Below are 25,997 nucleotides of genomic sequence, written 5' to 3' on the forward strand. Positions count from 1 at the left end.
GGAGCCATAATGAGTTTGTTGACCCCGATGATGCGCACCAGTCCGCTGACCGCCTGGTTCAGCGATGCGCAGCGGGTACAGGGGATGCTGGATTTTGAAGCCGCGCTGGCTCGCGCTCAGGTCGAATGCGGCCTCGTGCCGCAGGCGGCGCTTAATCCCATTATTGAGAGTTGCCGGTACGAAAACATCGACTTCTCCGCGCTGGGGCAGGCCGCCGCCAGCGCCGGGAATCTGGCGATCCCGCTGGTCAAACAGCTGACCGCGCGGGTTAAACAACGGGATGACGCGGCGGCGCGCTACGTACACTGGGGGGCGACCAGCCAGGATGCTATCGACACCGGCTTTATCCTGCAACTGCGCGGCGCGCTGGCGGAAACGGACTCCCTGCTGCAGCAACTGCTCGACGCGTTAGCCCATCAGGCGGCGCGCTATCAGGATACGGTGATGCCCGGGCGTACCTGGATGCAGCATGCGCTGCCGGTCACCTTCGGTCTGAAACTGGCCGGGACGCTGGATGCGCTGCTGCGCTGGCAGGTGCGTCTGCGAGAGATGCGCTCAAGGGTGCTGGCGCTGCAGTTTGGCGGCGCGGCGGGCACCCTCGATTCCCTTAAAACGCAGGCGCCGCGGATCGCCGGCGCGCTGGCGAAAACCCTCGACCTGCAGCTTCCGGACGCGCCGTGGCACAGCCAGCGCGACCGGCTGCTGGAGGTGGGGGCATGGTACGCGGGCGTCTGCGGCACGCTGGGTAAATTCGCCAATGATTTTTCTCTGCTGATGCAAACCGAGGTTGCAGAGGTGGGTGAACCGGTCGCCGAAGGACGCGGCGGATCGTCTACCATGCCGCACAAACGCAATCCCATCTCCTGCGCCGCTATTTTGACCGCCGCCCAGCGTACGCCCGGACTGGTGGCAACGCTCTATGCCGGGCAGATCCAGCAGCACGAGCGGGCGCTGGGCGGCTGGCAGGCGGAGTGGGAAACGCTGCCGGAGCTGATAACCCTCGTCGGCGGCGCGCTGGCGCAGAGCGAAGCGCTGGTCCGCGACATGCAGGTCTTCCCGCATAAGATGCGCGCCGACCTCGATATCACCCATGGCCTGATTATGGCCGAGGCCGTCACCCTGGCGCTGGCGGAGTTTGTCGGCAAAGCCGAGGCTCATCACCGGGTTGAGGCGCTGTGTCGCCAGGCGCTGGATGCGTCACGTTCGCTGTTAAGCGTGCTGGAAACCGATCCGCTGGTGAGCGAGCATCTCTCCGCCAGCCGCTTAACCCAACTGCTGGACCCGACAACGGCGACCGGCAGCTCAGCACTCTTCGTGCGCCAGGTTGTGGCGCGCTATAAGGAGCAACGTTATGAATGTTGATTATCAGATAGATGGGCCGCAAGACGCGCCGGTCATCGTTCTCTCTAACTCGCTGGGCACTACCCGGGCGATGTGGCAGCCGCAGCTTGAGGCGTTAACGCAGCATTTTCGCGTGCTGCGCTACGATACCCACGGCCATGGCGCCACCCGTAAAAACGGTAAAGTGACGCTGGCGCAGCTCGGCGAAGATGTGATTGCGCTGCTCGATCATCTTAATATCGCTAAAGCCTGGTTCTGCGGGATTTCAATGGGCGGCCTGACCGGCCTGTGGCTGGGGCGCTTTGCCCCTGAACGTTTTCACGGGCTGGTCGTTGCCAACACCGCTGCGCGTATTGGCGACCAGGCCGGCTGGCTGTCGCGTGCCCGCACGGTGCGTCAGGAAGGGATGGAAGTAGTCGCCGCAGGCGCCGCGGACCGCTGGTTTACCCACGCATTTCGCCAGAAGACGCCGGAAGTGGTGGAAGCATTGTGTCACCAGCTGACCCATATCGATGCTGAAGGCTATGCGGCCTGCTGCGAAGCGCTGGCCGCCGCCGATCTGCGTGGAGAGGTCGCGCAGATCGCGATTCCGGTGCTGATCGTCGCCGGAGAAAGTGACCCTGTCACAACGGTGGCGGACGCCAACTTCCTGCATCAGCAGATCCCGGTCTCTGAAGTCGTCGTGCTGGCGGCTTCGCATTTATCGAATATCGAAGCGCCGCAGGCGTTCAGCTCGGCGCTGCTGGGTTTTGTTCAGGGGGAAAAGCATGGACGATAAACAGCGGTATCAGCGGGGAATGGAGGTCCGGCGGAAGGTGCTCGGCGATGCTCACGTCGATAAGACGCTGGAAAAGCTGACGCCGCTGAATGAAGCGTTCCAGGATTTTATTACCCGCTACGCCTGGGGAGAGACCTGGACCCGGCCGGGGCTCGATCATCATACCCGCAGCATGATCACTATCGCCATGCTGATTGCGCTGAACCGCGAAGCAGAGCTGAAAATGCATCTGCGCGCGGCGTTTAATAACGGCGTCACCCGCGATGAGCTGAAAGAGCTGATTATGCACTCCGCGCTCTACTGCGGTCTGCCCGCCGCCAACGCCACGATGCATCTGGCGCAGCAGGTATTTGAAGAGATGGATGCCGTATAGCCGCCAGGCAGGTTTGTCGCTCATCTCAGGCCGTCATGCGACGGCCTTCGACGGTTACCCGCCGCCAGGGGCGGGTAATATCATCCTCTTTGCTGCGAACAGCCTGCGCACTGCTTATTCTGGATCTGCTGGAAGAAGTCATTGCCTTTGTCATCCACCAGAATAAACGCCGGGAAGTTTTCCACTTCGATTTTCCAGATGGCTTCCATCCCCAGTTCAGGATAGGCCACGCACTCCAGGCTCTTGATGCTCTGCTGCGCCAGCACCGCCGCCGGACCGCCGATGCTGCCGAGGTAAAAACCGCCGTGCTTGTGACAGGCATCGGTGACCTGCTGGCTGCGGTTGCCTTTGGCCAGCATCACCATGCTTGCGCCGTGGGATTGCAGCAGGTCGACGTAAGAGTCCATGCGGCCTGCGGTGGTGGGGCCAAGGGAGCCGGACGCATAGCCTTCCGGGGTTTTCGCCGGGCCGGCGTAGTAGATCGGGTGATCTTTGACGTACTGCGGCAGTTCCTCACCGTTATCGATAAGCTCTTTCAGCTTCGCGTGGGCGATATCGCGGGCCACAATAATGGTGCCGTTGAGCGTCAGACGCGTCGAGACCGGATGGGCGGAAAGCTGGGCCAGAATCTCGCTCATCGGCTGATTAAGATCGATGCTGACGACCTTGCCTTCGCCCTGCTGGCGCAGATGTTCGGGAATATACTGACCCGGGTTGCTCTCCAGTTTCTCAATCCAGATACCGTGGCGGTTGATTTTGGCTTTGATATTGCGATCAGCCGAACAGGAGACGCCCATGCCCACCGGGCAGGAGGCGCCGTGGCGCGGCAGGCGGATGACGCGGATATCGTGGGCGAAGTATTTGCCGCCGAACTGCGCGCCGAGACCGAGGTTTTGCGCCTCCACCAGCAGTTCCTGCTCCAGCTGAATATCGCGGAAGGCCTGGCCGTGTTCGTTGCCTTCGGTCGGCAGTTCGTCGTAATAGTGGGTAGAGGCCAGCTTCACCGTTTTTAGCGTCGCTTCTGCCGAGGTACCGCCAATCACAAAGGCGATATGGTACGGCGGGCAGGCGGCGGTACCGAGCGTGCGCATCTTCTCAACGAGATAGTTTTTCAGCTTCGCCGGAGTGATTAACGCTTTGGTTTCCTGATACAGATAGGTTTTGTTGGCCGAGCCGCCCCCTTTGGCCATACAGAGGAATTTATATTCATCGCCGTCGACGCTGTAGAGGTCGATTTGCGCAGGCAGGTTAGTCCCGGTATTGACCTCTTTGTACATATCCAGCGCGGCGTTCTGCGAATAGCGCAGGTTATCCTCGGTATAGGTGTTATAGACGCCGCGGGCGAGGGCCGCTTCATCACCGCCGCCGGTCCACACGCGCTGGCCTTTCTTACCCATAATAATCGCCGTGCCGGTATCCTGGCAGGTGGGCAGCACGCCTTTAGCCGCGATTTCAGAGTTGCGCAGGAACTGCAGCGCCACGTACTTATCGTTATCGCTGGCTTCAGGGTCGAGAAGGATCTGCGCGACCTGTTTTTGGTGGGAAACGCGCAGCATAAACGCCGCATCGTGGAGGGCCTGCTGTGCCAGAAGGGTGAGGGCCTGAGGGTCTACTTTGAGGATCTCCTGGCCTTCAAATTCGGCCACGGACACGTGCTCTTTGCTCAGCAGATAGTATTCAGTCTTATCTTTTGCTAGCGGAAAGGCTTCCTGATAGACAAATGGTTTAGTCGACATTGCTTTGCTCCCTAAGAGTAAAACCGCCGGGGTTCGGCCCGACGGTTATGAATCAGAACATCATGGACATCCACGGATAGCCAATCAGCAGCAGGGCGGCCAGGAAGATGGCGCCGAAAATGGTGCCGAGACGCCAGTAGTCTTTGGTCGGCAGATAGCCGCTGCCGTAGTAGATTGGGCTGGGGCCGGTACCGTAGGGGGTGATAATCCCCATCACGCCGAGCGAGGTCACCATCAGCAGTACGAACACCTGCATATTCATCCCCGGAATGGTGGAGGCGATAGTCAGCATGGCCGGCAGCAGCGCGGTGGTGTGCGCGGTGGTGCTGGCGAACAGATAGTGCAGCAGATAGAACGCCAGCAGCAGGACGACGGTTGCGACGCCCGGGGAGATGCCGCTCATCAGCGCGCCGCCTTCTTTACCCAGCCAGGCGATAAAACCGGTGGAGGAGAGGCCGTCGGCCAGCGCCACCAGGGTCGCGAACCAGGCAAAGGTATTCCACGCCGCTTTGTTGCTGGTGATATCGTTCCACGAAAGTACGCCGGTCCACAGCATCAGCACGATAACCAGCAGGGCAGCCAGCGCCGGTTCAATCCATTCGGCGGCGAAGATCCACATCATCAGCGCAAAGCAGACGAAGACCAGCAGCAGAATTTCATTGCGCGACAGGCGGCCAAGTTTTTCCAGCTCGCGGGCGGCCCACAGCGGCACTTCATCGTTGACTTTCACTTCCGGCGGGTAGAACCAGTAGGCCAGCAGCGGCATTGCCAGAATCAGCAGGATACCCAGCGGCAGGAAGGCGATAAACCAGGTGCCCCAGGAGATATTAATGCCGACGATGCTTTTCACCAGCGCCAGCGCCAGCAGGTTCGGCGCCAGTGCGGAGAGAAACATCGAGCTGGTGATACAGGCGGCGGTAATGGCCACCCACATCAGGTAGGAGCCGATACGGCGCGCGCTCGGGTCGTTGGGCTTAGAGCCGTACAGCGGCGGCAGGTTAGCGATAATCGGGTAGATAGTCCCCCCGCTGCGCGCGGTGTTGGAGGGGGTAAACGGCGCCAGCAGCAGGTCGGCGAAGGTAATGGCGTAGCCCAGCGTCAGGCTGCGGCGGCCGAGATACTTCACCAGGATCAGCGCCAGACGGCGGCCAAACTGGGTCTTATCGTAGCCGGCGGCAAACATAAAGGCGCCGAAGATAAGCCAGACGGTGGAGTTACCGAAACCGCTCACCGCCCATTTAAAGGAGGCGCCGGCAAGCTTGAACCCTGGCGCGGCCAGCTGTTCAGGGCTGAACAGCAGCCACTGGCTGCACAGCGCAATCACCACCACGCCGGTAATACCGATGACCGCGCCGGGCAGCGGTTCGAAGATCAGACCGACGATCACGCCGACAAAAATGGCAAAGTAGTGCCAGGCGTAAGGGGGAAGGCCGTCGGGCACCGGGACGAATAAGAGTAAGACGGCAACGATAATGGGCATCGCCATCATCAGCAGACGTTTATAAGCAGCATTTGTTGCTGCACCGGCAGGCGGTATGGTTGTCTTTTTCTCTTTCATAATGAGTATCTGCAAGTAGTTAAAAATAGGGTTTGGTCATCGCTTAACCGTTCGATTTCTTTAGTTGCAAAAGTTTCTTTAATTATTAATTGTCGATTTTGGTTATTGCGCTGACCGTTATTTAAAGCTCTTCGTTGGGCGTTAAATTAAAATATTGGGTTATTTATATATTGCGCTTTCATGCGCCGTTGCAATTGATTTAGATCAAAAAAAGCGGGTTGTTAGCCACTTTTTTATTATTACGGATAACCCTGTTTAGTGAGGTGTTTATTTGTCTGAAATTTGGCTTAATGTTAAATCACGAATGATTCCATGAACTGATGATTTATTTATATTGTTGAATTTTATCATTTTATTTTGGTGTCTTCCTGGCGATGCATGTTAAAAATGGTTTCAGATTTGTTATTGGTTATATCCATTATGTGAACGAATTATATTTAATTAATAATACAAAGGAGGTATCGGTGTTATTGTTGGTATTAAATAGTTTTTTAACTAACGTAATTATTTTGGTAACTAAAAAAAGCGCTATATTATTGGCATGACTTAAGGGATTACCAAATACAAACAAAAACAATTCCGTCACCCAATTCTCAATTTTCAATATTTAAAATCTGGAGCGTCATTATGACCAGTCATCCACGAATTTTGCGTCCTTTTACTTTACCGAACGGTACTGAGCTTAAAAACCGCCTGTTAATGGCGCCGATGACCACCTGCACCGGTTATTTTGACGGTACCGTGACCAGCGAACTGGTTGAGTACTACCGCGCTCGCGCAGGCAGTATCGGCACCATTATCGTTGAATGCTGCTTTATTGATGACTACGGTCTGGCGTTCCCCGGCGCCATCGGTATCGATAATGATGAAAAAGTGGCTGGCCTGGCGAAAATTGCCGCCGCTATCAAGGCGGAAGGGTCAAAAGCGATTCTGCAGATCTACCACGGCGGCCGGATGGTCGACCCGCAGCTTATCGGCGGACGCCAGCCGGTGGCCCCGAGCGCGATTGCCGCGCCGCGCGATGGCGCAGCAACCCCCCGCGCGCTGAGCGGCGCTGAAGTCGAGGGCATGATCGCGAAGTTTGGCGAAGGCGTACGCCGCGCCATTCAGGCCGGTTTCGACGGCGTCGAAATTCACGGCGCGAACACCTATCTCATCCAGCAGTTTTATTCGCCAAACTCTAACCAGCGCGACGATGAATGGGGCGGCAGCCGCGATAATCGCGCGAAATTCCCGCTGGCGGTACTGGACATCACCCACAAAATGGCCCGCCAGTACGCCGACGATGCCTTTATTATCGGCTACCGGTTCTCCCCGGAAGAGATGGAAGTCCCCGGTATCCGTTTTGCTGACACCATGTATCTGCTGGAAAAGCTGGCCGCCCGCGGCGTCGACTATCTCCACTTCTCGGTTGGCGCCACGCTGCGCCCCTCGATTGTCGATACCACCGATCCCACGCCGCTGATTGAAAAATATTGCGCCATGCGCTCTGAAACCCTGGCTCAGGTGCCGGTGATGGGCGTGGGCGGGGTAGTGAACGCGGCCGATGCCGAGCAGGGTCTGGATCACGGCTACGACCTGATGGCGGTGGGCCGCGCCTGTATCGCGTATCCTGACTGGACGGCGCGCATTGCCGCTGGCGAAGATCTGGAGCTGTTTATTGACAGCACCCAGCGCGAAGCGCTGAACATCCCGGAACCGCTGTGGCGCTTCTCGCTGGTGGAGGCGATGATCCGCGATATGAGCATGGGCGACGCCAAATTCAAACCGGGGATGTTCGTCGAAACCGTTCAGGACGACGCTAACGAGCTGGTGATCAACGTCAGCCTGGAAAACGACCGCATTGCCGATATCGCACTGGCGGCAAGCCCGGTACAGACCGTCGAGTTCACCACCAGCTTTGAAGAGATCCGCGAGCGGATCCTCAGCGCCAACACCCCGCACGTGGATGCGATTTCCGGCGCAACCAGCCAGAGCGAAGCGGTGAAAAAGGCGGTTTCCAAAGCGATGCTGAAGTCCAGTAAAGCGCTGGCCGCCGAAGAGGGCGCGGGCGATGCGGCGCCGAAAAGCTACGATGTGGTGGTGGTCGGCAGCGGCGGAGCCGGTCTGGCGGCCGCGATTCAGGCACACGATGAAGGTGCGAGCGTTCTGATCGTTGAAAAAATGCCGACCATCGGCGGTAACACCATTAAAGCTTCTGCCGGGATGAACGCCGCAGAGACCCGCTTCCAGCGCGTGAAAGGTATTGAAGACAGCAAAGAGCTGTTTTACCAGGAAACGCTGAAAGGCGGTAAGAACAAAAACGACCCGCAGCTGCTGCGCCGCTTCGTGGAGAATGCGCCGGAGGCCATTGAGTGGCTGGCGCGTCGCGGTATTATGCTTAACGATATCACCACTACCGGCGGGATGAGCATCGACCGCACCCACCGTCCGCGCGACGGGTCGGCGGTCGGCGGCTACCTGATCAGCGGCCTGGTGCGTAACATCACCAAACGCGGTATCGATGTCCTGCTGGATACGTCGGTGGAAGAGATCCTGATGACCGACGATGAGGTGAGCGGCGTGCGCCTGCTCACCGATGAAAACGAATCCGTAGTGGTACAGACGAAGAGCATCGTGGTGGCTACCGGCGGCTTCAGCGCCAACAGCGCGATGGTGGTGAAATACCGCCCGGATCTGGCGGGCTTTGTGACTACCAACCATAAAGGGGCGACCGGCGGCGGTATCGCGCTGCTTGAACGCATCGGCGCGGGCACCGTGGATATGGGTGAAATTCAGATTCACCCGACCGTCGAGCAGCAAACCTCGTACCTGATTTCCGAGTCGATTCGCGGCGGCGGGGCGATACTGGTGAACCCGCAGGGCAACCGCTTCTTCAACGAAATGGAGACCCGCGATAAGGTTTCCGCCGCGATTATCGCGCTGCCTGAGCACTTCGCCTATATCGTCTTTGACGAGCACGTCCGGGCGAAAAACAAAGCCGCCGATGAGTACATCGCTAAAGGTTTCGTCACCAGCGCCAGCTCGCCGCGTCAGCTGGCGGAGAAACTGGGGATGGATTACCATGCTTTTCTCAATACGCTGGAACGCTACAACGGCTTTGTTGAAAAACAGCATGACGATGACTTTGGTCGTACCACCGCGCTGCGTGCGCCGATCAATGAAGGCCCTTACCATGCGATTCGTATCGCCCCGGGGGTTCACCACACGATGGGCGGCGTGACCATTAACACCGATACCGCGGTGCTGAATGCCGGTCATCAGGTGATTGCGGGCGCGTTTGCCGCGGGCGAAGTGGTTGGCGGCATTCACGGCGGTAACCGTATCGGCGGTAACGCGGTGGCCGATATCATTATCTTCGGGACCCTCGCGGGCCATCAGGCGGCGAAACGCGCCAGAGGTTAAACGTCAGCGACACCCGCCGGGCTGGCAAATAGACGGCCCGGCTTCTTATCTCTCTGAGGAGTGCGATATGTCCGACAACCGCGTCTACAGCTACTCCGCCGTACTGATGGGTTCGCCCATTCTCCTCAAGCTCTACGTTCATGATGAACCGCTCGCCTCCCGCGTCTTTCAGCTGATTAAAGGCTATGAAGATCTTTTCACCGTTAACCGCGCGCACTCCCAGGTGATGGATATCAACCATGCCGCCGGGCGCCATCCGGTGACGGTGAGCCGCCCGGTGTATGCGCTGATTAAATGCGCCAAAGCCGCCAGCATGGTGCGGGATAGCGCGTTTAACCTGGCGATCGGCCCGCTGGTGAAGCTGTGGCGCGTTGGTTTTCAGGGCCAGAGCGTGCCCGCCCCGCAGGATATTGCCGCTCGCCTGACGTTAACGCGTGCGCAGGATGTGATCCTCGATGACGCCGCCAGCAGCGTCTACCTTGCGCGGACGGGAATGGAGATCGATCTTGGCGCCATCGCGAAAGGCTATATCGCCGACCGGGTGCGCGACTATTTGCGGCAGCAGGGCGTGAACGCCGCGCTGATTAATCTCGGCGGCAATGTCCATACCCTGGGCGAATGGTCAATCGGGCTGAAAAAACCGTACTCAGCGGCGGATGCGCTGATTGGCAGCATTGCGGTGGCGGGGCAATCGGTGGTGACCTCGGGCATTTACGAACGCTACTTCGAGCAGGACGGCAAACGCTGGCACCATATTCTCGACCCGCGCAGCGGCTACCCGCTGGATAACGAGCTGGAGAGCGTAACGATTATTTCCGCCGACTCGCTGGACGGTGATATCTGGACCACCCTGATCTACGGTCTTGGCGTAGAGAAAGGCTGCGCGGCGCTGCGCCAGCGCGAGGATATCGAAGCGATTTTCGTCACTAAAAATCGCGACGTTATCCTCTCTTCACAGCGTCGTTTCCGCTTTCAGCTGCTGGATGACGGCTACCGGCTTACTGGCTGTACTGCTTAAGCAGGCCGTACTGTTCCGCTATCAGGTGGTAGCGGTACACCGGACGTCCCGTGGCGCCGTAGTGGATACTGGTGTACAAAATATTAATTTGCGCCAGCCAAATCAGGTATTTGCGGCACGAAACCCGGGATATATTTACCGCTGCCGCCAGCTCGTCGGTGGAGAACTCCACGTCCGGATGGGCATCAATCCACTGACAGAGGGTGCGCAGCGTCTGGGGCGTCAGGCCTTTCGGCAACTTGCGGGCGTCAGCGGCTTCCGGTACACCGCCGTGCAGCAGCCGGTCGACATCCGCTTGTTCATAATAGGGTTGACCGGTCATCAGCTTACGCTTTTCGCGCCAGGCGGTGAGCGCCTCTTCAAACCGTGGAAACTGGAAGGGTTTGATCAGATAGTCCACCACGCCGTAGCGCATCGAGGCCTGAACCGTCGCGGCATCCGCGGCGGAAGTAATCATAATCACGTCGATGGCCCGTCCGGACGCGCGAATGGCGGGCAGCAGATCCAGACCGCTGTCCTGCTGCATATAGACATCCAGCAGCACCAGGTCTATCTCCAGATCCTTGTCGTTAATCATCTCCCTGGCTTTACTCAACGTAGACGCCGTGCCGCTGCAGCGGAAGCCGCTGACCCGTCCCACGTACAGGCGGTTCAGTTCGGCAACCATGGCATCATCGTCAACAATTAATACATTTATCACGCACTTTTCCTTTTACTGTCCCACGGGAGATGAACAAAAAATTGAGTAAATACGCCGGGTTCGGATTCCACGGCCAGCGATCCGCCCAGTTCGCGAAGCTGCTGGCTGGCGAGAAACAGCCCGACGCCGCGGTTTTCGCCTTTGGTGGAGAAGCCTTTATTAAAAATATCATCGATAAACGCTTCCGGGATACCGGGACCATCATCGCTGACTTCGCCGCTTAACCAGCCGTTCTGGTAATGCAGCAGCAGGCCGACTTCGCCTTCGGCCTGGCCGCTCATGGCATCCAGCGCGTTCTCGATTAAATTACCCAGAACCGTAACCAGTACGGTGACCTGTTTTTCATTCGGGCAGTCCGGCACCAGGCTCTCATCGGCGAGAGTGAGGGTAAAACCCCGCTCCTTAGCGCGCTGAATTTTACCGATCAAAAAGCCTGCCACTACCGGTGATTTAATCCGGTGCTGGATTTCGCCGATATCCGCCTGATAGGTGTGGGCGGTCTGCAGCACGTACTCTTCCAGCTTATCGTAGCTTTTCATATTCAACAGGCCGAGGATCACGTGCAGCTTATTCATAAATTCATGCGAGGTGGTACGCAGGGCGTCCACATAGTTTACCATCCCGTCAAGCCGCTGCAGCAGCTGGCTGACTTCGGTTTTGTCACGGAAGGTGCTGATGGCGCCGACCACGTCATCCTCGTCGCGGACGGGGACCGTGTTGCTGATCAGCAGCAGACCGTTACAGCCCAGCTCCCGATCGTAAATCGGCTCGCCGGTTTGCAGCACTTCCTGCAAATCCGCCAGCAGCGGCGTTTGCGCGATATCGTTCCCGGGGCCGTTAAACAGAATGTCGCGCGCGGCGGGGTTAATCAGCGTCACCTTGCCGTCCGTATCCACCGCCACGACGCCCTCTTTTAATGAGTGCAGCATCGCCTGGCGCTGCTGGAACTGCGTTGAGATCTCCTGCGGCTCAAGGCCCAGCAGGACGCGCTTCAGGCCGCGAACCAGGCTCCATGTACCGACGGCGCACACGAGCGCGCTGAACAGCACGGTCAGAATCACATCCCAGCGGCTGGCGGCGATCTGCGTATCGACTTTGCTCAGCGAAATGCCAATCGCCACCACGCCGATTTGCCGGCGGCTATCGTCAAACACCGGGGTGAAGACGCGCAGCGCCGGAGCCAGCACGCCGTGGTTGACGGCAACGTTCTCTTTGCCCGCCAGCGTGGGCCGGATGTCATCGCCGATAAAAGGTTTGCCGATAATCTGGCTATTGGGATGCGAGTAGCGAATGCCGTCCATATTGGTGACGACGGCAAACAGCAGGCCATTGCGCCGGGTGACGGCCAGCGCCAGCGGCTGAATAATGCCGCTGTCCGGCGGCAGCGTCAGGCCGCGCTTGACTTCCGGGGTGTCGGCCAGCGTCCGCGCCACCGCCAGCGCCGTATCTTTCACGCCGTCGCGGGTGGCGCCGCTAATCTGCATAAACCACAGGGCATAGACCAGAATCAGTACTGAACCGATGACGCTGCCGATCATTAAGGTCACGGCGGTGCTCAGCTTCATGCTCATTGCGCGTTTACGCGCGGGCTGCTGCGCGAATTCATTCATACCGACCCCAGGAGAAAACGGATAGAGGCGTATTATCGCTGAATGCGCGGTTTACATAAAGCCGCGTAATAAAAGCAAAATCAGCCAGACGGCAATTCTGGCGGAGGCGATTTGCCGCCGACGGCCAGCAGATAGTCAATAAACGCCCGCAGCGGCGATGCCATCTGCTTACGGCTGGGGTAGTAAACGTAAAACCCGGGAAATGCCGGGGTCCACTCTTTCAATAGCTGGACTAGCTGGCCTGTCTCCAGCCAGGGATCGACCTGATGGGCAAACTGATAGGCAATACCGGTACCCTTGAGGGCTAACGGCGTGAGCATGGCCGGTTCATCGACGACGATCGGCCCTTTGACCGCAATCTCGTAGCGTTCGCCGTCGCGCTGAAACTCCCAACGATAAACGCTGCCGTCGCTGGGCCTGCGATAAGTCAGACAGGGGTGCTGCAGCAAATCCTGCGGCTTTCGCGGCTGCGGCGCTTGCGCCAGATAGTGCGGAGAGGCGACGACTTTCATTTCAAGGTCGCCGCTCAGCCTGACGGCAACCATATCCTGATGGAGCTTTTCACCGAGACGAATTCCGGCGTCAAAACCGGAAGAAACGATATCGACTAAAGCATCGTCGGTAACAATATCCAGCTCAATGTTGGGATAGCGTTGCATAAATCCGCCCAGCAGCGGCGCCAGATAATGAATCGCGGCGATGCGCGACACATTGAGGCGCAGGCGGCCCGCGGGCGCGCTGGCCGTCCGGGCATCGGTAACCGCGTCTTCCAGCGCCGCCAGCGCAGGAGCCAGCCGCTGCATCATGCGCTGGCCGGCCTCGCTCGGCGCGACGCTGCGCGTTGTCCGGTGCAATAAACGTACGCCGATGCGCTCCTCGAGACGACGGATGGTTGCGCTTAAGGTGGAGGTCGTGACGCCGAGATGCGCCGCCGCCCGGGTAAAACTGCCTTGCTCAACCACCATCGCGAAGGCTTTTAATTCAGCAAAATCACTTCCGCGCATTATGGCTATTACCCCAAACAGTCTTGTTGATAATACTGGTATTATCAAACAGTTCTCCGCTGGTTACCATCCTGATAAATGTGATTACGCAGAGAGGGGCAATGACCATGGCGAGATTTAGCGCAAAAAGAGTTCTTATCACCGGTGCGACAAGCGGAATCGGGCTTGCCGGGGCAAAGCGCATCGATAGCGAAGGCGGTTGGGTGATCGCCACCGGGCGCGATCCCAGACGGCTGGCGTCTCTTCGCCGGCAGCTCTCGGATCGGGCGCGGGTCATTGACAATGATGCCAGCGATCCGCTGACCGGCGCGGCGCTGGCCGAGGCGATTGATTCATCCGGCGGGCTTGATGGCCTCTGGCTCAACGCCGGATACGCAGCGGTTGGGGAGCTGTCGCAGGTGGATGCCGCGGCCTTTGATCGCATGATGGCGACCAACGTGCGCGGGCCGGTTCTCCAGATGGCGGCGCTCGCCGGAAAGCTTAATGCGGGAGCCTCGGTGGTGGTGACGGCGTCCACTTCCGCTTATGAAGGGGCCGCGGCGGCAAGCCTCTATTCGGCGACTAAAGGCGCGCTGATTTCGTTAACCCGCTGCTGGGCCGCGGCGTTAGGGGAACGAAATATCCGCGTTAACGCGCTGGTTCCCGGCCCGATTGACACCCCATTTCGCCATTTTATGCGCGACGAGGTGCGCCGCGAATTTGAAGCCTCGGTGGTGAGCCGCCTGGCGCTTCACCGCCAGGGGACGGCGGCTGAAGCGGCTGATGTGGCGCTGTTTCTGCTTTCCGACGCGGCGTCCTTCGTGAGCGGTAGCCAGTATGTCGTGGATGGCGGGCTGACGTTGCGCTAATAGCGCATTGGCCTCGCCTCGCAACCTCGGCGCGCCGAACGCGCCGCTGGTTGGATAACGACCAATCGGCAGCTGAATGGCTTCAGGGGGATGAAAACTGTGACTCCGGTGGCGGTAAAGCGCGTCGCTTAAGCTTTACACTGCCATTAATAGCCATGGTCAATGAAAGGGTTTGCCTCAGGCCTGCGCTTTCGTCCCGGAAGGTTCTTTCGCGTTTAAATGGAGGTTTTTATGAGCAGTAAGCCAACCGCTTCAATGATGGAACGACGCCACCCTGAAACCACCCATATTGATAGTCTTGCCACCCTCGATATGCTGACGCTGCTGCATAAGGATGATAAGCGGATTGCCGATGCCGTTGAGGCCTGTTTGCCGGCGATCGCGCACCTGATGGATAACGCGACGGCGACGCTCAGCCGGGGAGGGCGGCTGGTGATTGTGGGGGCCGGGGCATCGGGTCAAGCCGCCGCGCAGGCGGTGAATGAATTTACCCCGGAGGGAAAACATTCGCTTGTCGCCCTTATCGCCGGAGGAGCGACCGCCGCGCGGCAGGAGATGGAAACCGCCGCGAGTCATTACGATCTTGGAGCTTTCGAACTTGAGGCTCTGCGATTCAGCAACCAGGATATGCTGCTGGCGCTGACGGTTAGCGGCAAAACGCCGTGGGTCTGGGGCGCGATGCGCCACGCCTGGTCGCTGGGGGCGCCGATTGCGGTTGTGACGCAGCAGCCCACCAGTGAAGCCGCGCAGCTGGCGGATATCATTATCGCCCCGCAAACCGGGCCGGAAGCGGTGGCGGGTTTCGGGAATCCGAAAGCGCGCATTGCGCAGCGGCAGATCCTGACGATGCTGACCACCGGGCTGGCGATTCGCGAAGGACGGGTCTATGAAAACCTGCGCGTCGATCTGCAGGCCAATACGCCGCACGAGGCCGAGCGGCAGATAGCGATCGTGATGGCGGCGACGGGGTGCTCGCGCAGCGAGGCCAAAGCCGCGCTGGCCAGCTGCAATCAGCACTGCCGGACGGCAATACTCATGCTCCTCAGCGGGCTGGATGCCTGGCAGGCGCGCGAGCTGCTGGCAGAGCATAACGATCATCTGCGGATTGCGCTACGCGCGGCGCAGACGGTTGCCTGAACTTAACCCGACGGCGCGTATTTCCACAATACGCGCCGGATGACGCAAAATAATCTGGTCATACACAGCATCGTTATTCCATACTCTTCATCCGCTTACCGGGTTTAATTCCCCTTCTGAAAATGGCGATCGCAAGGCGTATTTATTGCTGCTGGAGAGGTATTTACTTTTTTAAGTTAAAAAACCAGGTTAACAATAATTAGCTATGTGTGCGAATGTGTAAATGATATTTTAAAATAAAGTAAAAGTGCGTTAATATGCACGCTCTTATTACACTTGTGCTATGTGATATTTCTATTATGCCTGCAATTAAAAATACGATTATATCTATGACCGCATTAGCGATGTTCGTCAGCTCGGCGACCTTCGCAAATGACGATACCTCGAAAAAAACTGATTTCCTGCTGATTGGCGGCGGTATTATGAGCGCGTCGCTGGGGACCTGGCTGCAGGAATTACAGCCGGACTGGAAACAGGTGATGGTTGAGAAGCTGGATGGCGTCGCGCTGGAGTCCTCTAACGGCTGGAACAACGCCGGTACCGGGCACTCCGCGAATATGGAGCTGAACTATACGCCGGAACGCCCGGACGGCACCATCGACGTCAGCAAAGCGCTGGATATTAACGAACAGTTTATGATCTCCCGCCAGTTCTGGACGGCGCAGGTCAAACGCGGCATTTTGCACGATCCGCACTCTTTTATTAACTCCACGCCGCACATGAGTTTCGTCTGGGGAGATAACGTTGATTATCTGCAAAAACGCTACGCCGCGCTGCAGCAAACGACCTTATTCCAGGGGATGAAATTCTCCACCGATCACGCGCAAATAAAACAGTGGGCGCCGCTGGTGATGGAAGGGCGCGATCCGCAGCAGCGCGTTGCGGCAACCTGGACTCCGGTGGGTACCGACGTTAACTATGGGGAAATAACCCGCCAGCTGATCGGTAGCCTGAAGAAAAATAATAACTTCACGCTGCAGACCTCTTCAGAAGTCACCGATTTTAAACGCAATACCGATAATTCCTGGCACGTGACGATTAAAAACGTTAATAGCGGTGAAGAGCAGGCGATCGATGCGAAATACGTATTTATCGGCGCCGGCGGCGGCGCGCTGAAATTACTGCAAAAAACCGGTATTCCGGAAGCGGATAACTATGCGGGTTTCCCGGTAGGCGGCTCTTTCCTGATGACCGAAAACCCGGCGGTGACCAATGCGCACCAGCAAAAAGTTTACGGTCAGGCCTCTGTAGGCGCACCGCCGATGTCGGTCCCGCATCTTGATGCCCGTTTCCTCGACGGCAAGCGCGTGGTGCTGTTTGGGCCATTCGCCACCTTCTCGACGAAATTCCTGAAAAACGGTTCGTTCTTCGACCTGCTGAGCACCACCACCACCGATAACGTCCTGCCGATGACCCACGTAGGTCTGGACAACTTCGATCTGGTGAAATACCTCATCAGCCAGGTGATGCTGAGCGACGACGACCGTTTTGCGGCGCTGAAAGAGTATTACCCTGGCGCGCGTAAAGAGGACTGGAAGCTGATCCAGGCCGGTCAGCGCGTGCAGATCATCAAAAAAGATGCGGAGAAGGGCGGCGTACTGAAGCTGGGTACCGAAGTGGTGGTTGACCAGCAGAAAACTATCTCCGCGCTGCTGGGCGCTTCGCCGGGGGCTTCTACCGCCGCGCCGATTACCCTGAACGTTCTTAAGCAGATGTTCCCTGAGCAGTTTCATTCAGCGGAATGGCAGCGCCGTATTCACGATATCGTCCCGAGCTACGGCCAGAAGCTGAACGGTAACGTCGCGCTGACCCAGCAGGTTTGGGATGATACCGCGGCGGCGCTGCAGTTGACCAAACCGCCGGTGATTGAAATGAACGCCACCGCGCCGGTGATGACCGCCAAACCGGCGGAGCCGAAGGCGGAAACGTCGCCGCAGCACGATATGGCGCTGTAAGCCCACGTCGTTGACATTGCCCGGTGGCGGCTGACGCCTCACCGGGCCTACTGGCCTCTCTTCGCTGCCCCGGCGAAAACGTGACATTGATCTAATCTCTCCCCCCGCGCTGATATCCCCCTTCCGGCTAATCCTTCATTCATTAATTGTGGTTATACTGTCTTGAAATCACGAAAGAAAATGCTAATGAAGACCGAAACGCGGAGCCCAGGGCAATGAAAGACGACATTAATCAGGACATCACCTTCCGCAAGCTGTCGGTATTTATGATGTTTATGGCTAAGGGCAATATCGCCAGAACCGCTGAGGCCATGCAGCTGAGCGGCGTCAGCGTTCACCGGGCGCTGCATACGCTGGAAGAGGGCGTTGGCTGCCCGCTGTTTATTCATAAAGGGCGCAACCTGCTGCCGCTCCCGGCGGCGTGGACGCTGCTGGAGTACTGCCAGGACGTCATGAGCCTGATGACCCGCGGCCTGGAAGCGACGCGTAAAGTAGCCGGCGTCGGGCAGGGCCGGCTGCGCATCGGCACGCTTTACTCCCTGACCCTTGAAACCGTGCCGCGCATTATTATGGGCATGAAGCTGCGTCGGCCGGAGCTGGAGCTGGATCTCACCATGGGCTCCAATCAGATGCTGCTGGATATGCTGGAAGATGACGCGCTTGATGCGATCCTGATCGCCACCAACGAAGGTGAATTCAATAATTCGGCTTTTGATGTGGTCCCGCTGTTTGAGGACGATATCTTCCTCGCCGCCCCGGCGACGGAACAGCTGGAAACCACCGCTCCCGCCGAGCTGCGCGATTACGCCAGGCGCAAGTTTGTTTCGCTGGCGGAAGGGTTTGCCACCTATGCCGGATTTCAGGACGCCTTCCAGGTGGCCGGATTCGAGCCTGAAATCGTCACCCGGGTTAACGATATCTTTTCGATGATTAGCCTGGTGCAGGCGGGCGTAGGCTTTGCGCTGCTGCCGGGACGAATGAAAAAGGTGTATGAAAACGACGTACAGCTGCTGAAGCTGGCGGAGCCGTATCAGATGCGCCAGCTGATCTCCATTGTCTACTCACACCATCGCGAGCGCGACGCCGACCTGCTGGCGCTGGCGGCAGAAGGGCGGATGTACGCCCGCAGCCTCAGCCGTTAAGCCGGTTCGCCAGGTGACGGGCAACGTCGATACCGCTGCGCTCCAGCGCAATACACTCCCCCTGCCAGCCCGCCTGGCGGGTGAGACAGGTCAGCACGCCGCCGGGCGGCATCTCGATCGCCAGCCGCGCGTCCCGTTCGTCAGCGGCGATCATCGCTTCCTGCCAGCGCACGGTTCGCGCCATATTCCGCGCCAAATCGTCGGCAATGCTTAACGGGTCCCATAAAACGCGCGCCGTGGAGCCGCTTAGATAGGCGCAGCGCGGGCGCTGCAGCGTGACGTCAGTGAACGCCTTTGCCAGCTTAGCCGCCGGTTCATCCAGCAGCGCGCAGTGGGAAGGGACGCTGACCGCCAGCCGCTGTGCTTTACCGGCGCCAGCCGCCAGCGCCAGCCGGGCCACGCGGGCCATCTCGTCGTCGCTCCCGGCAATGACAATCTGCGTTTCCGCGTTCAGGTTGGCAATATAGAGGTCGCTGTCGGCAATCAGCTTTTCCACGCGGTCGAGCGTCAGGCCCATAATCGCCGTCAGCCCGTAGCCGTGAGGATAAGCCTGCTCCATTAAATCGCCGCGCAGCGCCACCAGCCGCAGGGCGTTGGTGAAATCCAGCGCGCCGGCCATCACCGCCGCCGGGAAAGCCCCTATCGACAGGCCGCTGACCATGTCCGGATTTACTCCCTGACGCTGCAGCTCCCGCGCCCAGGCTGTGCCTGCGATCAGCAGGCACAGCTGCACCGCACGGGTATGTTTTAACGCGGCGGCGGTATCTAAATGGTCTACTTCATCGCCGAGCACGGTTCGCGCTTCAGCGAGGATATTCTGGCGGTCGGGAAGCGCGGCGAGCATATCCGGCCGCTGGTTTCCCTGACCGGGAAAGGTAAAGAGAATTTTCATGCTTCCTCCCTGTTCCACGGCGCAGCGGTCAGGCGCGCGCCGCGGGACGTTTTCAGCAGGACGCGGCCATCGCGCAGCCACTCATTTAGCGCGAAAGCCCCTGCAGGCGTTTCGACCTGGGTATCCGCCCGGCAGGGCAGCTGCGCGACGCGGGACTGCCAGGCGAGCAGCGCTTCGCGAGCGATCGGCTGCGGCGCGCGGATCAGCAGATCGAGATCGCTGGCGGCGTGAAGTACCGGAATCTCGGTGGCCAGCGCGTAGCCGGTGCTGCCGGTAATGCCCCAGCGCCACGGCCAGGGGTGTAAGGTCAGTGATATCGCCGCCTGTACCGGCGGCTGGGAGACAAACGGCGAGCGCAGGAGCTGTTGGCGATCGGCGAGGGTTTCCGGGCTGACGGTACGGACGATATTTTCCCTCTGTACCCAGCCTGCGGCCCGCTGATCGCGCTTCATCCCCCGTACGCCCACCGGAATGCGGGCGTTAGCATCAACGTCGCGTCGTACCACCACCGGCAGGCTAATACGCCAGTACTGTGCGACCCAGGACTCCTCAATCGCCTCCAGCGCGGCGGCATTATTCAACCAGACTAAATCATGAGGACGCGGCGTTGATGACATCGTTAGATTCCTGACGTTAAGGTGATAAACAGCGGCAGCGACAGAATACACAGAACCGAGCTTAACAGCAGCACCGCTTCCGCATCCGGCGACTGCACGCCAAAGCGGTTGCCGAAGACCACGCCAAAGAAACCGGCCGCCAGCGCAATCATCAGAATGGCGGTAATGGCGATAGAGCCGTGCAGCCCCAGCAGCATCACCAGACCCCAGGCGATAAACGGCTGCACCAGCAGTTTGACAATAGTGGAAGTGGCAATCAGCGCATTGAGCTGCAGCTTACGCGCCGACAGAATCACCCCGGTCAGGAACAGCGCGGCGGCGGTCGCCGCCAGGCCCAGCGGTTTGATAGAGGCGAGCAGCAGATCCGGCATTTTGATACCGATGGCTGAAAGCACGACCCCCAGCAGCGGACCCCAGACAATCGGTTTTTTCACCGAACGCCACATCAGAACCGGCAGCATTGCCAGCGTCGAGCCGCTGTTCTCTCCGGCGGCGAGCGCTTTTTCACGTTCCAGAATCAGCAGGCAGAACGGCGTCATCAGTACCGATCCGCAGGCGATGGAAACGGCGACGGAGAGGGAGGTGGAGGCGCCTTCGCCGAGCACGCTGCCCAGAATCGGCAGGCCAAGCGCGGCGTAGTTAGGCAGCGCGACGGTCAGGGTCAGCACGGCGGCATCCTGCGGCGAGCGCTTGAAGACGCGGGTCGCGAGGAAGTAGATGGCCGCATAGGTAATCCACATCGCCCCGGTCAGCACCAGCACCAGCGGCGATTGCGCGACAATACCGCTCCACGGCGTTTGCACCGTGGCGCTGAACAGCGTGGCGGGCAGGGCGAAGTCCATCACGAAGATGTTGAGTAAAGAGACGTTTTTGTTATCGACCATTTTGGCCTTGCCGGCCCAGAAGCCCAGCAGCATGATGACAAAAATCGGCGCGAGGGCATGAATAATCACATAAGTCATAAATCACCTGTAAATGAAAATAGAGTACTGGCGCGATTGTTATAATTTCTAAAAGCGGTTTATTTCCGGGGCGCGCGATGGCGCCCCGGGCGGCCGCTTCCGGCAGGTTTTCTTCTACTTAGGGACTGACTACCAGCTGGCGCGCATGCGATCGCGCACCTGTTGGGAACTACGGCGGTTCTCCGCGCCAAGGCGGCACTTCAGCGAGACATCCCGGCGGGCGTCAGCGATGGCGTCGCGCAGGGTGTCGGTGACCAGCGTCAGATCGCGGGCGTCCGGCGCGTCAGGATTGCTGATATCCAGCAGGGCGGAGAGCAGGCCGAGCGTTGCGTAGTTGCTGACGTCATAGGCCATCGGAGGGATGGTTGCCGCCAGTTTCTCCAGCGCCTCAACGGTGCGCAGGGTGATCCGCGCGGCGGACTCTTTACCCATCGCATGCACCAGTACCCCGGCGTCGTTAAAGGCGATCAGACGATTGGCCTGGTAGCCATGGGCGAGAAACGCCCCGGACATCGCTTTGCCGACGATCAGGCCAATCACCGGATGTCCGGCAAGCCGCGCCTTGGCGTAGGCGCCCGCGGCGCCCGCCAGCGCCTGATGAATACCGAACGCTTCTTCGCGACGGCCATAGGCCTGGCTGGGGACATCGATAACCGCGATAATCGGGCGCTTCACCGCGTTATCGGCATCGGCGTCGATGGTTTCGTTGACCACTTTGGCCAGCGTCCAGCCTTCGAGCAGGCCGACTTCACCCTGAGCGGCGCGTGGATAATGGTTATTAGCATCCGGCACCACGGCGATAAAACGGGCGGTTTCACCGTTAAAATCGGCATCGGCAACCTGCACCGAGGGGCACAGACCGGTCATTAGCGGGGCGTTCGGCGCCAGCTGGTTTAGCCACAGCGCGGCGCGGTTTGTGAACTGGCTCATTATTTCTCCTCCCGGGCGAATAGCTGTTTGATCTGAGCGGTATCCGCCTGCAGGCGGGTATCGAAATGGGTCAAACGGGTCAGGAAATCTTCATATTTGTCGCTGCGATGCTGCGCGGGCACGCCTTTGGCAATGGCTTCGTTCATTGCGCTTTTCACCGCGTTGATGCCATCGCCCACCAGGGCATCCACCAGACCGCTGGCGTAGCGAATTTCGCCGCCGGTCATGCTCCAGATAAACGGACGGTCGCGGGAGTCGTACTCTTCAATCCCCGCTTCCTGTTCAATAACCTGCGGTCCGTTGAGGCCCAGACGCGCTTCACGGGTGACTATCAGGTAGCTGCACAGCGCCGCGGCGATGGACATCCCGCCGAAGCAGCCGACGGTACCGGCGACAATGCCGATTACCGGGGTGTAGCGGCGCAGGTCGACAATCGCGGCATGAATATCGGCGATGGCGGCAAGGCCCAGATTGGCTTCCTGCAGGCGCACGCCGCCGGTTTCCAGGCACAGCACCGCCTGGGTAGGAATGCCGTTGCGGTTATCTTCCGCCGCCAGCTCAAGGGCGGCGGCCATTTTCGCGCCGGAGACTTCGCCCATGCTGCCGCCCTGGAAGGTACCTTCGATGGCAATGACTACCGCCGGCTGGCCGTTAATGGTGCCTTTTGCGACGACCATACCGTCGTCGGACTGCGGGACGATGCCCTGCGCGCCGAGCCACGGGGACATAATGCCGTCAAAGGGATCCAGCAGTTCGCGATATCTGCCGTCATCCAGCAGGATGCGGGCGCGTTCACGGGCGCGGAGTTCAATAAAGCTGCGATCGTTACGCATGAGCCACCTCCTCAAAAACCTGTTCAATACGGATCCGCGCGACGCCGGGCGTGGCGCCGAAATCGTGGATGATCAGCTGTCCGCCGGGCAGGCCGTTAATCAGGCTCAGTCGTTCGAACAGCGCGTTCCAGCGCGCCTGGCTGTTGTCCACGGAGGTGGTGATTTCGACGTTGAGCGTATCGCTCTGTCCGGCGGTATAGAGCACTTCCATATCGCCGGAGCCGACAACGCCTGCCAGCGCTTTGCCGCTGAGGGCGCGGTTGGCAGGGAATGACAATTTAATCTGTTCCATAACATCCTCTGAATGCGTTAAGCGGAAACCCGGTCGAGAAACAGGGTGGCGGCAAGAAGATCCGCCGCGCCACCCGGCGAGGCGTTCTGCGCCAGCATCTGCACGTCGAGACGCGCCAGCGCGGCGCGCCCCCTGGCTGTCGCACATCCTCCTGCCGCCAGCACCTCGCCTGCGCCTTGCCGCATCGCCTCAAGGCCCGCCATTCCGGCGCGGGAGAGCACGCAGGTATCGCTAAGCGAGGTCATAATCGCCATCAGCGCGTCAAGCCGGGCCTGATCCTCGCTGGCTCCCGCGGCCCGACTGCGCAATAGCTGCGGCAGCGCCAGGGTGGTGATGTGCGGAAAAGCGCGCTGCGCTTCTTCCCGCGCGCCGGGAACCTGCCAGCGGCGGCTGGCGCGCAGACCTTTACTGAAGGTCTTTGGCGCGCAGGCGTCCGGCAGACGGGCCAGGGCGGCGGCGGTTTCCGTAATTCTCTGTGCCTGACCCTCCCCCCCGAGCATCGCCGTCGCGCTGACCAGCAGGCCCAGCGCCCAGATAGCGCCGCGATGGGTATTGACCCCGGCGGTCGCCTGCATCATCCGCGCTTCGCCTTCGCGGCCAAGCCGACCAACGGTTTCGCGCAGGGCAACGTCGGCCGGACGCCGCCAGCTCTGCTGAGCCAGCGCGTGAAACGTCGGCTGCAGGCTGTGGGCCGAACGCTCCATCAGGGCCAGGTTCAGGTCCTGATGCGCGCCGTTGCCGCGGCTATCCACCAGGCCCGGCTTGGGGCTGAGTCGCGCTTCGTCAACCAGGCAGGCGCTGGCGGTCTGGGCCAGCCAGCGGGCCCGGGTTTCAGCAACGTGGGGAGAGAGTTTTTTCATTACCAGCTCCGGAATTTTGCCGGTGGGTTGTACAGACCGTCGGACCACTCCACCAGATCGGCTACGCTGCCGGCGGCGAGCAGAGAGCGGGTGGCGTCGCTGCGGCGGATACCGATATCTTCCGGATAGACGACTTTGCCGCTTTGGCGCAGTGCGGCCACGCGTTTGGCGTCAACGCCGAGCCCGATATCGGTGATCCCGGCCACGGCCGCCACCATTGCCCGGCGCTCTTCCAGGCTTTCCGCCCGATAGAGATAGGCGATGCCTTCTTCGGTCAGCACGTGGGTGACGTCATCGCCGTAAATCATCACCGGCGCCAGCGGCATTCCGGAGGTTTTGGCGACCTCAACGGCGTCGAGTTTTTCCACGAAGGTCGGTTTCACGCCCGCCTGGAAGGTTTCCACCATCTGAACGACCAGCTTTTTACCGCGCTGCATCGGATCCGGTTCGGTGATCATGTTGAGCCATGCCGGCGTAGCGTGGCGGCGACCGTGCGGGTCGTGGCCCATATTCGGCGCGCCGCCGAAGCCGGAGAGGCGGCCGCGGGTCACCGTCGAGGAGTTGGCGTAGCCGTCAACCTGTAAGGTCGAGCCGATAAACATATCTACCGCATACTGTCCCGCCAGCTGGCAGAACGCGCGGTTGGAGCGCATGGAGCCGTCGGCGCCGGTGAAGAAGATATCCGGACGCGCGCGAATGTACTCTTCCATTCCCAGCTCGCCGCCGAAGCAGTGCACGCTCTCGACCCAACCGCTTTCAATTGCCGGAATAAGGGTGGGGTGCGGGTTCAGCGTCCAGTGTTTACAGATTTTGCCCTTCAGGCCGAGCTGTTCGCCGTAGGTCGGCAGCAGCAGTTCGATGGCGGCGGTGTTAAAGCCGATCCCGTGGTTCAGGGATTGCACCTGATGCTCGGCGTAGATGCCTTTAATCGCCATCATCGCCATCAGGATATGTTCCTGCTTAATCAGACGCGGATCGCGGGTAAACAGCGGCTCGATAAAGAACGGTTTATCCGCGACGACCACGTAGTCAATCCACGAACCGGGGATATCCACGCGCGGCAGATCGCACTCGTCATCGACCAGTTCGTTAACCTGTGCAATAACGATGCCGTCATGGAACGCGGCGGCTTCCACCAGCGCCGGGGTATCTTCGGTGCTCGGCCCGGTGTACAGGTTGCCCTTGCGGTCGGCTTTGTAACCGGCGATCAGCGCGACGTTTGGCGACAGGTCGACGTACAGGCGAGAGTAAAGCTCGATGTAGGTGTGGATAGCGCCGATTTCCAGCAGGCCATCTTCCAGCAGCTGCGAAATACGCAGGCTTTGGGTACCGGAGAAGGAGAAATCAAGCTTGCGGGCGATACCTTTTTCGAAGAGGTCCAGGTGCTCGCTGCGCCCGACGCTCGGCATAATCATATGCAGGTCGTGAATTTTTTGCGGGTTAACTTCCGCCAGCATCCGCGAGAGGAAATCAGCCTGTTTCTGGTTGTTGCCTTCCAGCACCACCCGGTCGCCGGGGGCCAGCAGCTGCTCAAGAACGGCGACCAGCTGGTCGGTGGGGATCACTTTGCCCGAGACCTTCGCCTCGGTCAGTCGCCGCTGTTTTTCCGTACGGCGACGGTTCCAGACGCGTCCCGTCGTTTGTTCGGCACTCATTATTAACCTCCTGATTCGACGAATCGTTTTGATTGTCCTGGTGTGGAAGTAAGTGTGCGTCGCGAGGTGGCGGGCATCAATTAAGGCCGATGGCGAATCGTTAGCGTAAGAGTAATGATTGACGGGGCAGAGATGTGATGACGATCAATAATGATTGCGAATGATTGGTCTACGAGCAGGGGACGTACCGGGTTGAGGCATTGGCACGGCTTCCCGGCTCGCACTGCGTTTAGCCGGGCTACGGGTTAAGGGCGTCTGCGGGCCGGTAGCCCGGACAGATGCGCCGCATCGCCTCCGGGAAGTTCAGCGGCTCCGCGCTCTGCTCCCGGGGGCGGCGCAAAGCGCCTGCCC

At 59.5% G+C, this 25,997-nt stretch carries 22 protein-coding genes; 9 read left to right on the forward strand and 13 right to left on the reverse strand.

Going from position 1 to position 25,997, the window contains the following annotated elements; all coding sequences use genetic code 11:
- Nucleotides 1-9: 9 nt before the first annotated feature.
- Genes SIK97_RS05750 through pcaC form a run of 3 tightly spaced genes read left to right on the forward strand, consistent with a single transcriptional unit; the run spans nucleotide 10 to nucleotide 2,492 of the window.
- Nucleotides 10-1,362 (forward strand): 3-carboxy-cis,cis-muconate cycloisomerase, encoded by a 1,353-nt coding sequence (locus SIK97_RS05750; protein ID WP_048252281.1) that lies wholly within the window; start codon nucleotides 10-12, stop codon nucleotides 1,360-1,362.
- Nucleotides 1,352-2,119 carry a 3-oxoadipate enol-lactonase gene (gene pcaD, locus SIK97_RS05755; protein WP_047723729.1) on the forward strand — a complete coding sequence of 256 codons (768 nt, stop codon included), beginning with the start codon at nucleotides 1,352-1,354 and terminating at the stop codon, nucleotides 2,117-2,119. The genes SIK97_RS05750 and pcaD overlap by 11 nt, the downstream gene beginning before the upstream one ends.
- Nucleotides 2,109-2,492, forward strand: coding sequence for a 4-carboxymuconolactone decarboxylase (pcaC, locus tag SIK97_RS05760; RefSeq protein ID WP_047723730.1), 384 nt, complete (start codon nucleotides 2,109-2,111; stop codon nucleotides 2,490-2,492). Before pcaD ends, pcaC begins: the two co-directional genes overlap by 11 nt.
- A gap of 80 nt (nucleotides 2,493-2,572) precedes the next feature.
- Here pcaC and fumA read toward each other — a convergent pair whose 3' ends face one another.
- A complete protein-coding gene (fumA, locus tag SIK97_RS05765) occupies nucleotides 2,573-4,228 on the reverse strand; it encodes a class I fumarate hydratase FumA (protein ID WP_032748969.1) in 1,656 nt (551 codons plus the stop codon).
- Nucleotides 4,229-4,280: 52 nt separating this feature from the next.
- Complete coding sequence (locus tag SIK97_RS05770; RefSeq protein WP_004851326.1) at nucleotides 4,281-5,786, reverse strand: anion permease; 1,506 nt, start codon at nucleotides 5,784-5,786, stop codon at nucleotides 4,281-4,283.
- 627 nt (nucleotides 5,787-6,413) lie between these two features.
- Here SIK97_RS05770 and SIK97_RS05775 point away from each other — a divergent pair.
- Together SIK97_RS05775 and SIK97_RS05780 are read left to right on the forward strand one after the other, a co-directional pair.
- Entirely contained in the window at nucleotides 6,414-9,191 is a 2,778-nt protein-coding gene (locus SIK97_RS05775) for a flavocytochrome c (protein ID WP_025105802.1), read from the forward strand.
- Between the two features lie 67 nt (nucleotides 9,192-9,258).
- A complete protein-coding gene (locus SIK97_RS05780) occupies nucleotides 9,259-10,209 on the forward strand; it encodes an FAD:protein FMN transferase (protein WP_014838638.1) in 951 nt (316 codons plus the stop codon).
- On the opposite strand, the gene dcuR is transcribed toward SIK97_RS05780, so the two are convergent.
- From dcuR to SIK97_RS05795, 3 genes are all read right to left on the reverse strand, one after another.
- Entirely contained in the window at nucleotides 10,190-10,909 is a 720-nt protein-coding gene (gene dcuR, locus SIK97_RS05785; protein ID WP_004851320.1) for a two-component system response regulator DcuR, read from the reverse strand. The genes SIK97_RS05780 and dcuR overlap by 20 nt on opposite strands.
- Nucleotides 10,906-12,519 (reverse strand): sensor histidine kinase, encoded by a 1,614-nt coding sequence (locus SIK97_RS05790; RefSeq protein WP_032750118.1) that lies wholly within the window; start codon nucleotides 12,517-12,519, stop codon nucleotides 10,906-10,908. Before SIK97_RS05790 ends, dcuR begins: the two co-directional genes overlap by 4 nt.
- An 80-nt stretch (nucleotides 12,520-12,599) precedes the next feature.
- Nucleotides 12,600-13,523 (reverse strand): LysR family transcriptional regulator, encoded by a 924-nt coding sequence (locus tag SIK97_RS05795; protein WP_057173485.1) that lies wholly within the window; start codon nucleotides 13,521-13,523, stop codon nucleotides 12,600-12,602.
- A gap of 107 nt (nucleotides 13,524-13,630) precedes the next feature.
- On the opposite strand from SIK97_RS05795, the gene SIK97_RS05800 reads away from it, so the two are divergent.
- The 4 genes from SIK97_RS05800 to SIK97_RS05815 all read left to right on the forward strand — a co-directional run bounded on the left by SIK97_RS05800 (nucleotide 13,631) and on the right by SIK97_RS05815 (nucleotide 18,605).
- Nucleotides 13,631-14,371 (forward strand): SDR family oxidoreductase, encoded by a 741-nt coding sequence (locus tag SIK97_RS05800; RefSeq protein ID WP_049071517.1) that lies wholly within the window; start codon nucleotides 13,631-13,633, stop codon nucleotides 14,369-14,371.
- 231 nt (nucleotides 14,372-14,602) lie between these two features.
- On the forward strand, nucleotides 14,603-15,508 hold the full coding sequence (locus SIK97_RS05805; RefSeq protein WP_032748975.1) for an N-acetylmuramic acid 6-phosphate etherase: 906 nt from the start codon (nucleotides 14,603-14,605) through the stop codon (nucleotides 15,506-15,508).
- 299 nt (nucleotides 15,509-15,807) lie between these two features.
- Nucleotides 15,808-17,463, forward strand: a complete 1,656-nt coding sequence (mqo, locus tag SIK97_RS05810) for a malate dehydrogenase (quinone) (RefSeq protein WP_057173486.1) — start codon at nucleotides 15,808-15,810, stop codon at nucleotides 17,461-17,463.
- Nucleotides 17,464-17,678: 215 nt separating this feature from the next.
- Nucleotides 17,679-18,605, forward strand: a complete 927-nt coding sequence (locus tag SIK97_RS05815) for a LysR substrate-binding domain-containing protein (protein ID WP_014838635.1) — start codon at nucleotides 17,679-17,681, stop codon at nucleotides 18,603-18,605.
- Here SIK97_RS05815 and mdcH read toward each other — a convergent pair.
- From mdcH to mdcA, 8 genes are all read right to left on the reverse strand, one after another.
- Nucleotides 18,595-19,497, reverse strand: coding sequence for a malonate decarboxylase subunit epsilon (gene mdcH / locus SIK97_RS05820; protein ID WP_032748979.1), 903 nt, complete (start codon nucleotides 19,495-19,497; stop codon nucleotides 18,595-18,597). The genes SIK97_RS05815 and mdcH overlap by 11 nt on opposite strands.
- Nucleotides 19,494-20,114, reverse strand: coding sequence for a malonate decarboxylase holo-ACP synthase (locus tag SIK97_RS05825; protein ID WP_032748980.1), 621 nt, complete (start codon nucleotides 20,112-20,114; stop codon nucleotides 19,494-19,496). Before SIK97_RS05825 ends, mdcH begins: the two co-directional genes overlap by 4 nt.
- 2 nt (nucleotides 20,115-20,116) lie before the next feature.
- Nucleotides 20,117-21,076, reverse strand: a complete 960-nt coding sequence (locus tag SIK97_RS05830; protein ID WP_004851304.1) for an AEC family transporter — start codon at nucleotides 21,074-21,076, stop codon at nucleotides 20,117-20,119.
- Nucleotides 21,077-21,205: 129 nt separating this feature from the next.
- Nucleotides 21,206-22,006, reverse strand: a complete 801-nt coding sequence (mdcE, locus tag SIK97_RS05835; protein ID WP_032748982.1) for a biotin-independent malonate decarboxylase subunit gamma — start codon at nucleotides 22,004-22,006, stop codon at nucleotides 21,206-21,208.
- Nucleotides 22,006-22,839: a biotin-independent malonate decarboxylase subunit beta gene (locus SIK97_RS05840; RefSeq protein ID WP_032748983.1), complete on the reverse strand. Its 834-nt coding sequence runs from the start codon at nucleotides 22,837-22,839 to the stop codon at nucleotides 22,006-22,008. Before SIK97_RS05840 ends, mdcE begins: the two co-directional genes overlap by 1 nt.
- Nucleotides 22,832-23,131 (reverse strand): malonate decarboxylase acyl carrier protein, encoded by a 300-nt coding sequence (gene mdcC, locus SIK97_RS05845; protein ID WP_004102520.1) that lies wholly within the window; start codon nucleotides 23,129-23,131, stop codon nucleotides 22,832-22,834. Before mdcC ends, SIK97_RS05840 begins: the two co-directional genes overlap by 8 nt.
- A gap of 17 nt (nucleotides 23,132-23,148) precedes the next feature.
- Entirely contained in the window at nucleotides 23,149-23,991 is an 843-nt protein-coding gene (locus SIK97_RS05850) for a triphosphoribosyl-dephospho-CoA synthase (RefSeq protein ID WP_014838630.1), read from the reverse strand.
- Nucleotides 23,991-25,646, reverse strand: coding sequence for a malonate decarboxylase subunit alpha (mdcA, locus tag SIK97_RS05855; RefSeq protein ID WP_004851289.1), 1,656 nt, complete (start codon nucleotides 25,644-25,646; stop codon nucleotides 23,991-23,993). Before mdcA ends, SIK97_RS05850 begins: the two co-directional genes overlap by 1 nt.
- Nucleotides 25,647-25,997 lie beyond the last annotated feature (351 nt).

Origin of the sequence: Klebsiella sp. JN_Kp126 (assembly GCF_033843325.1) — a bacterium.
Taxonomy (GTDB): Bacteria; Pseudomonadota; Gammaproteobacteria; order Enterobacterales; family Enterobacteriaceae; genus Klebsiella; species Klebsiella michiganensis.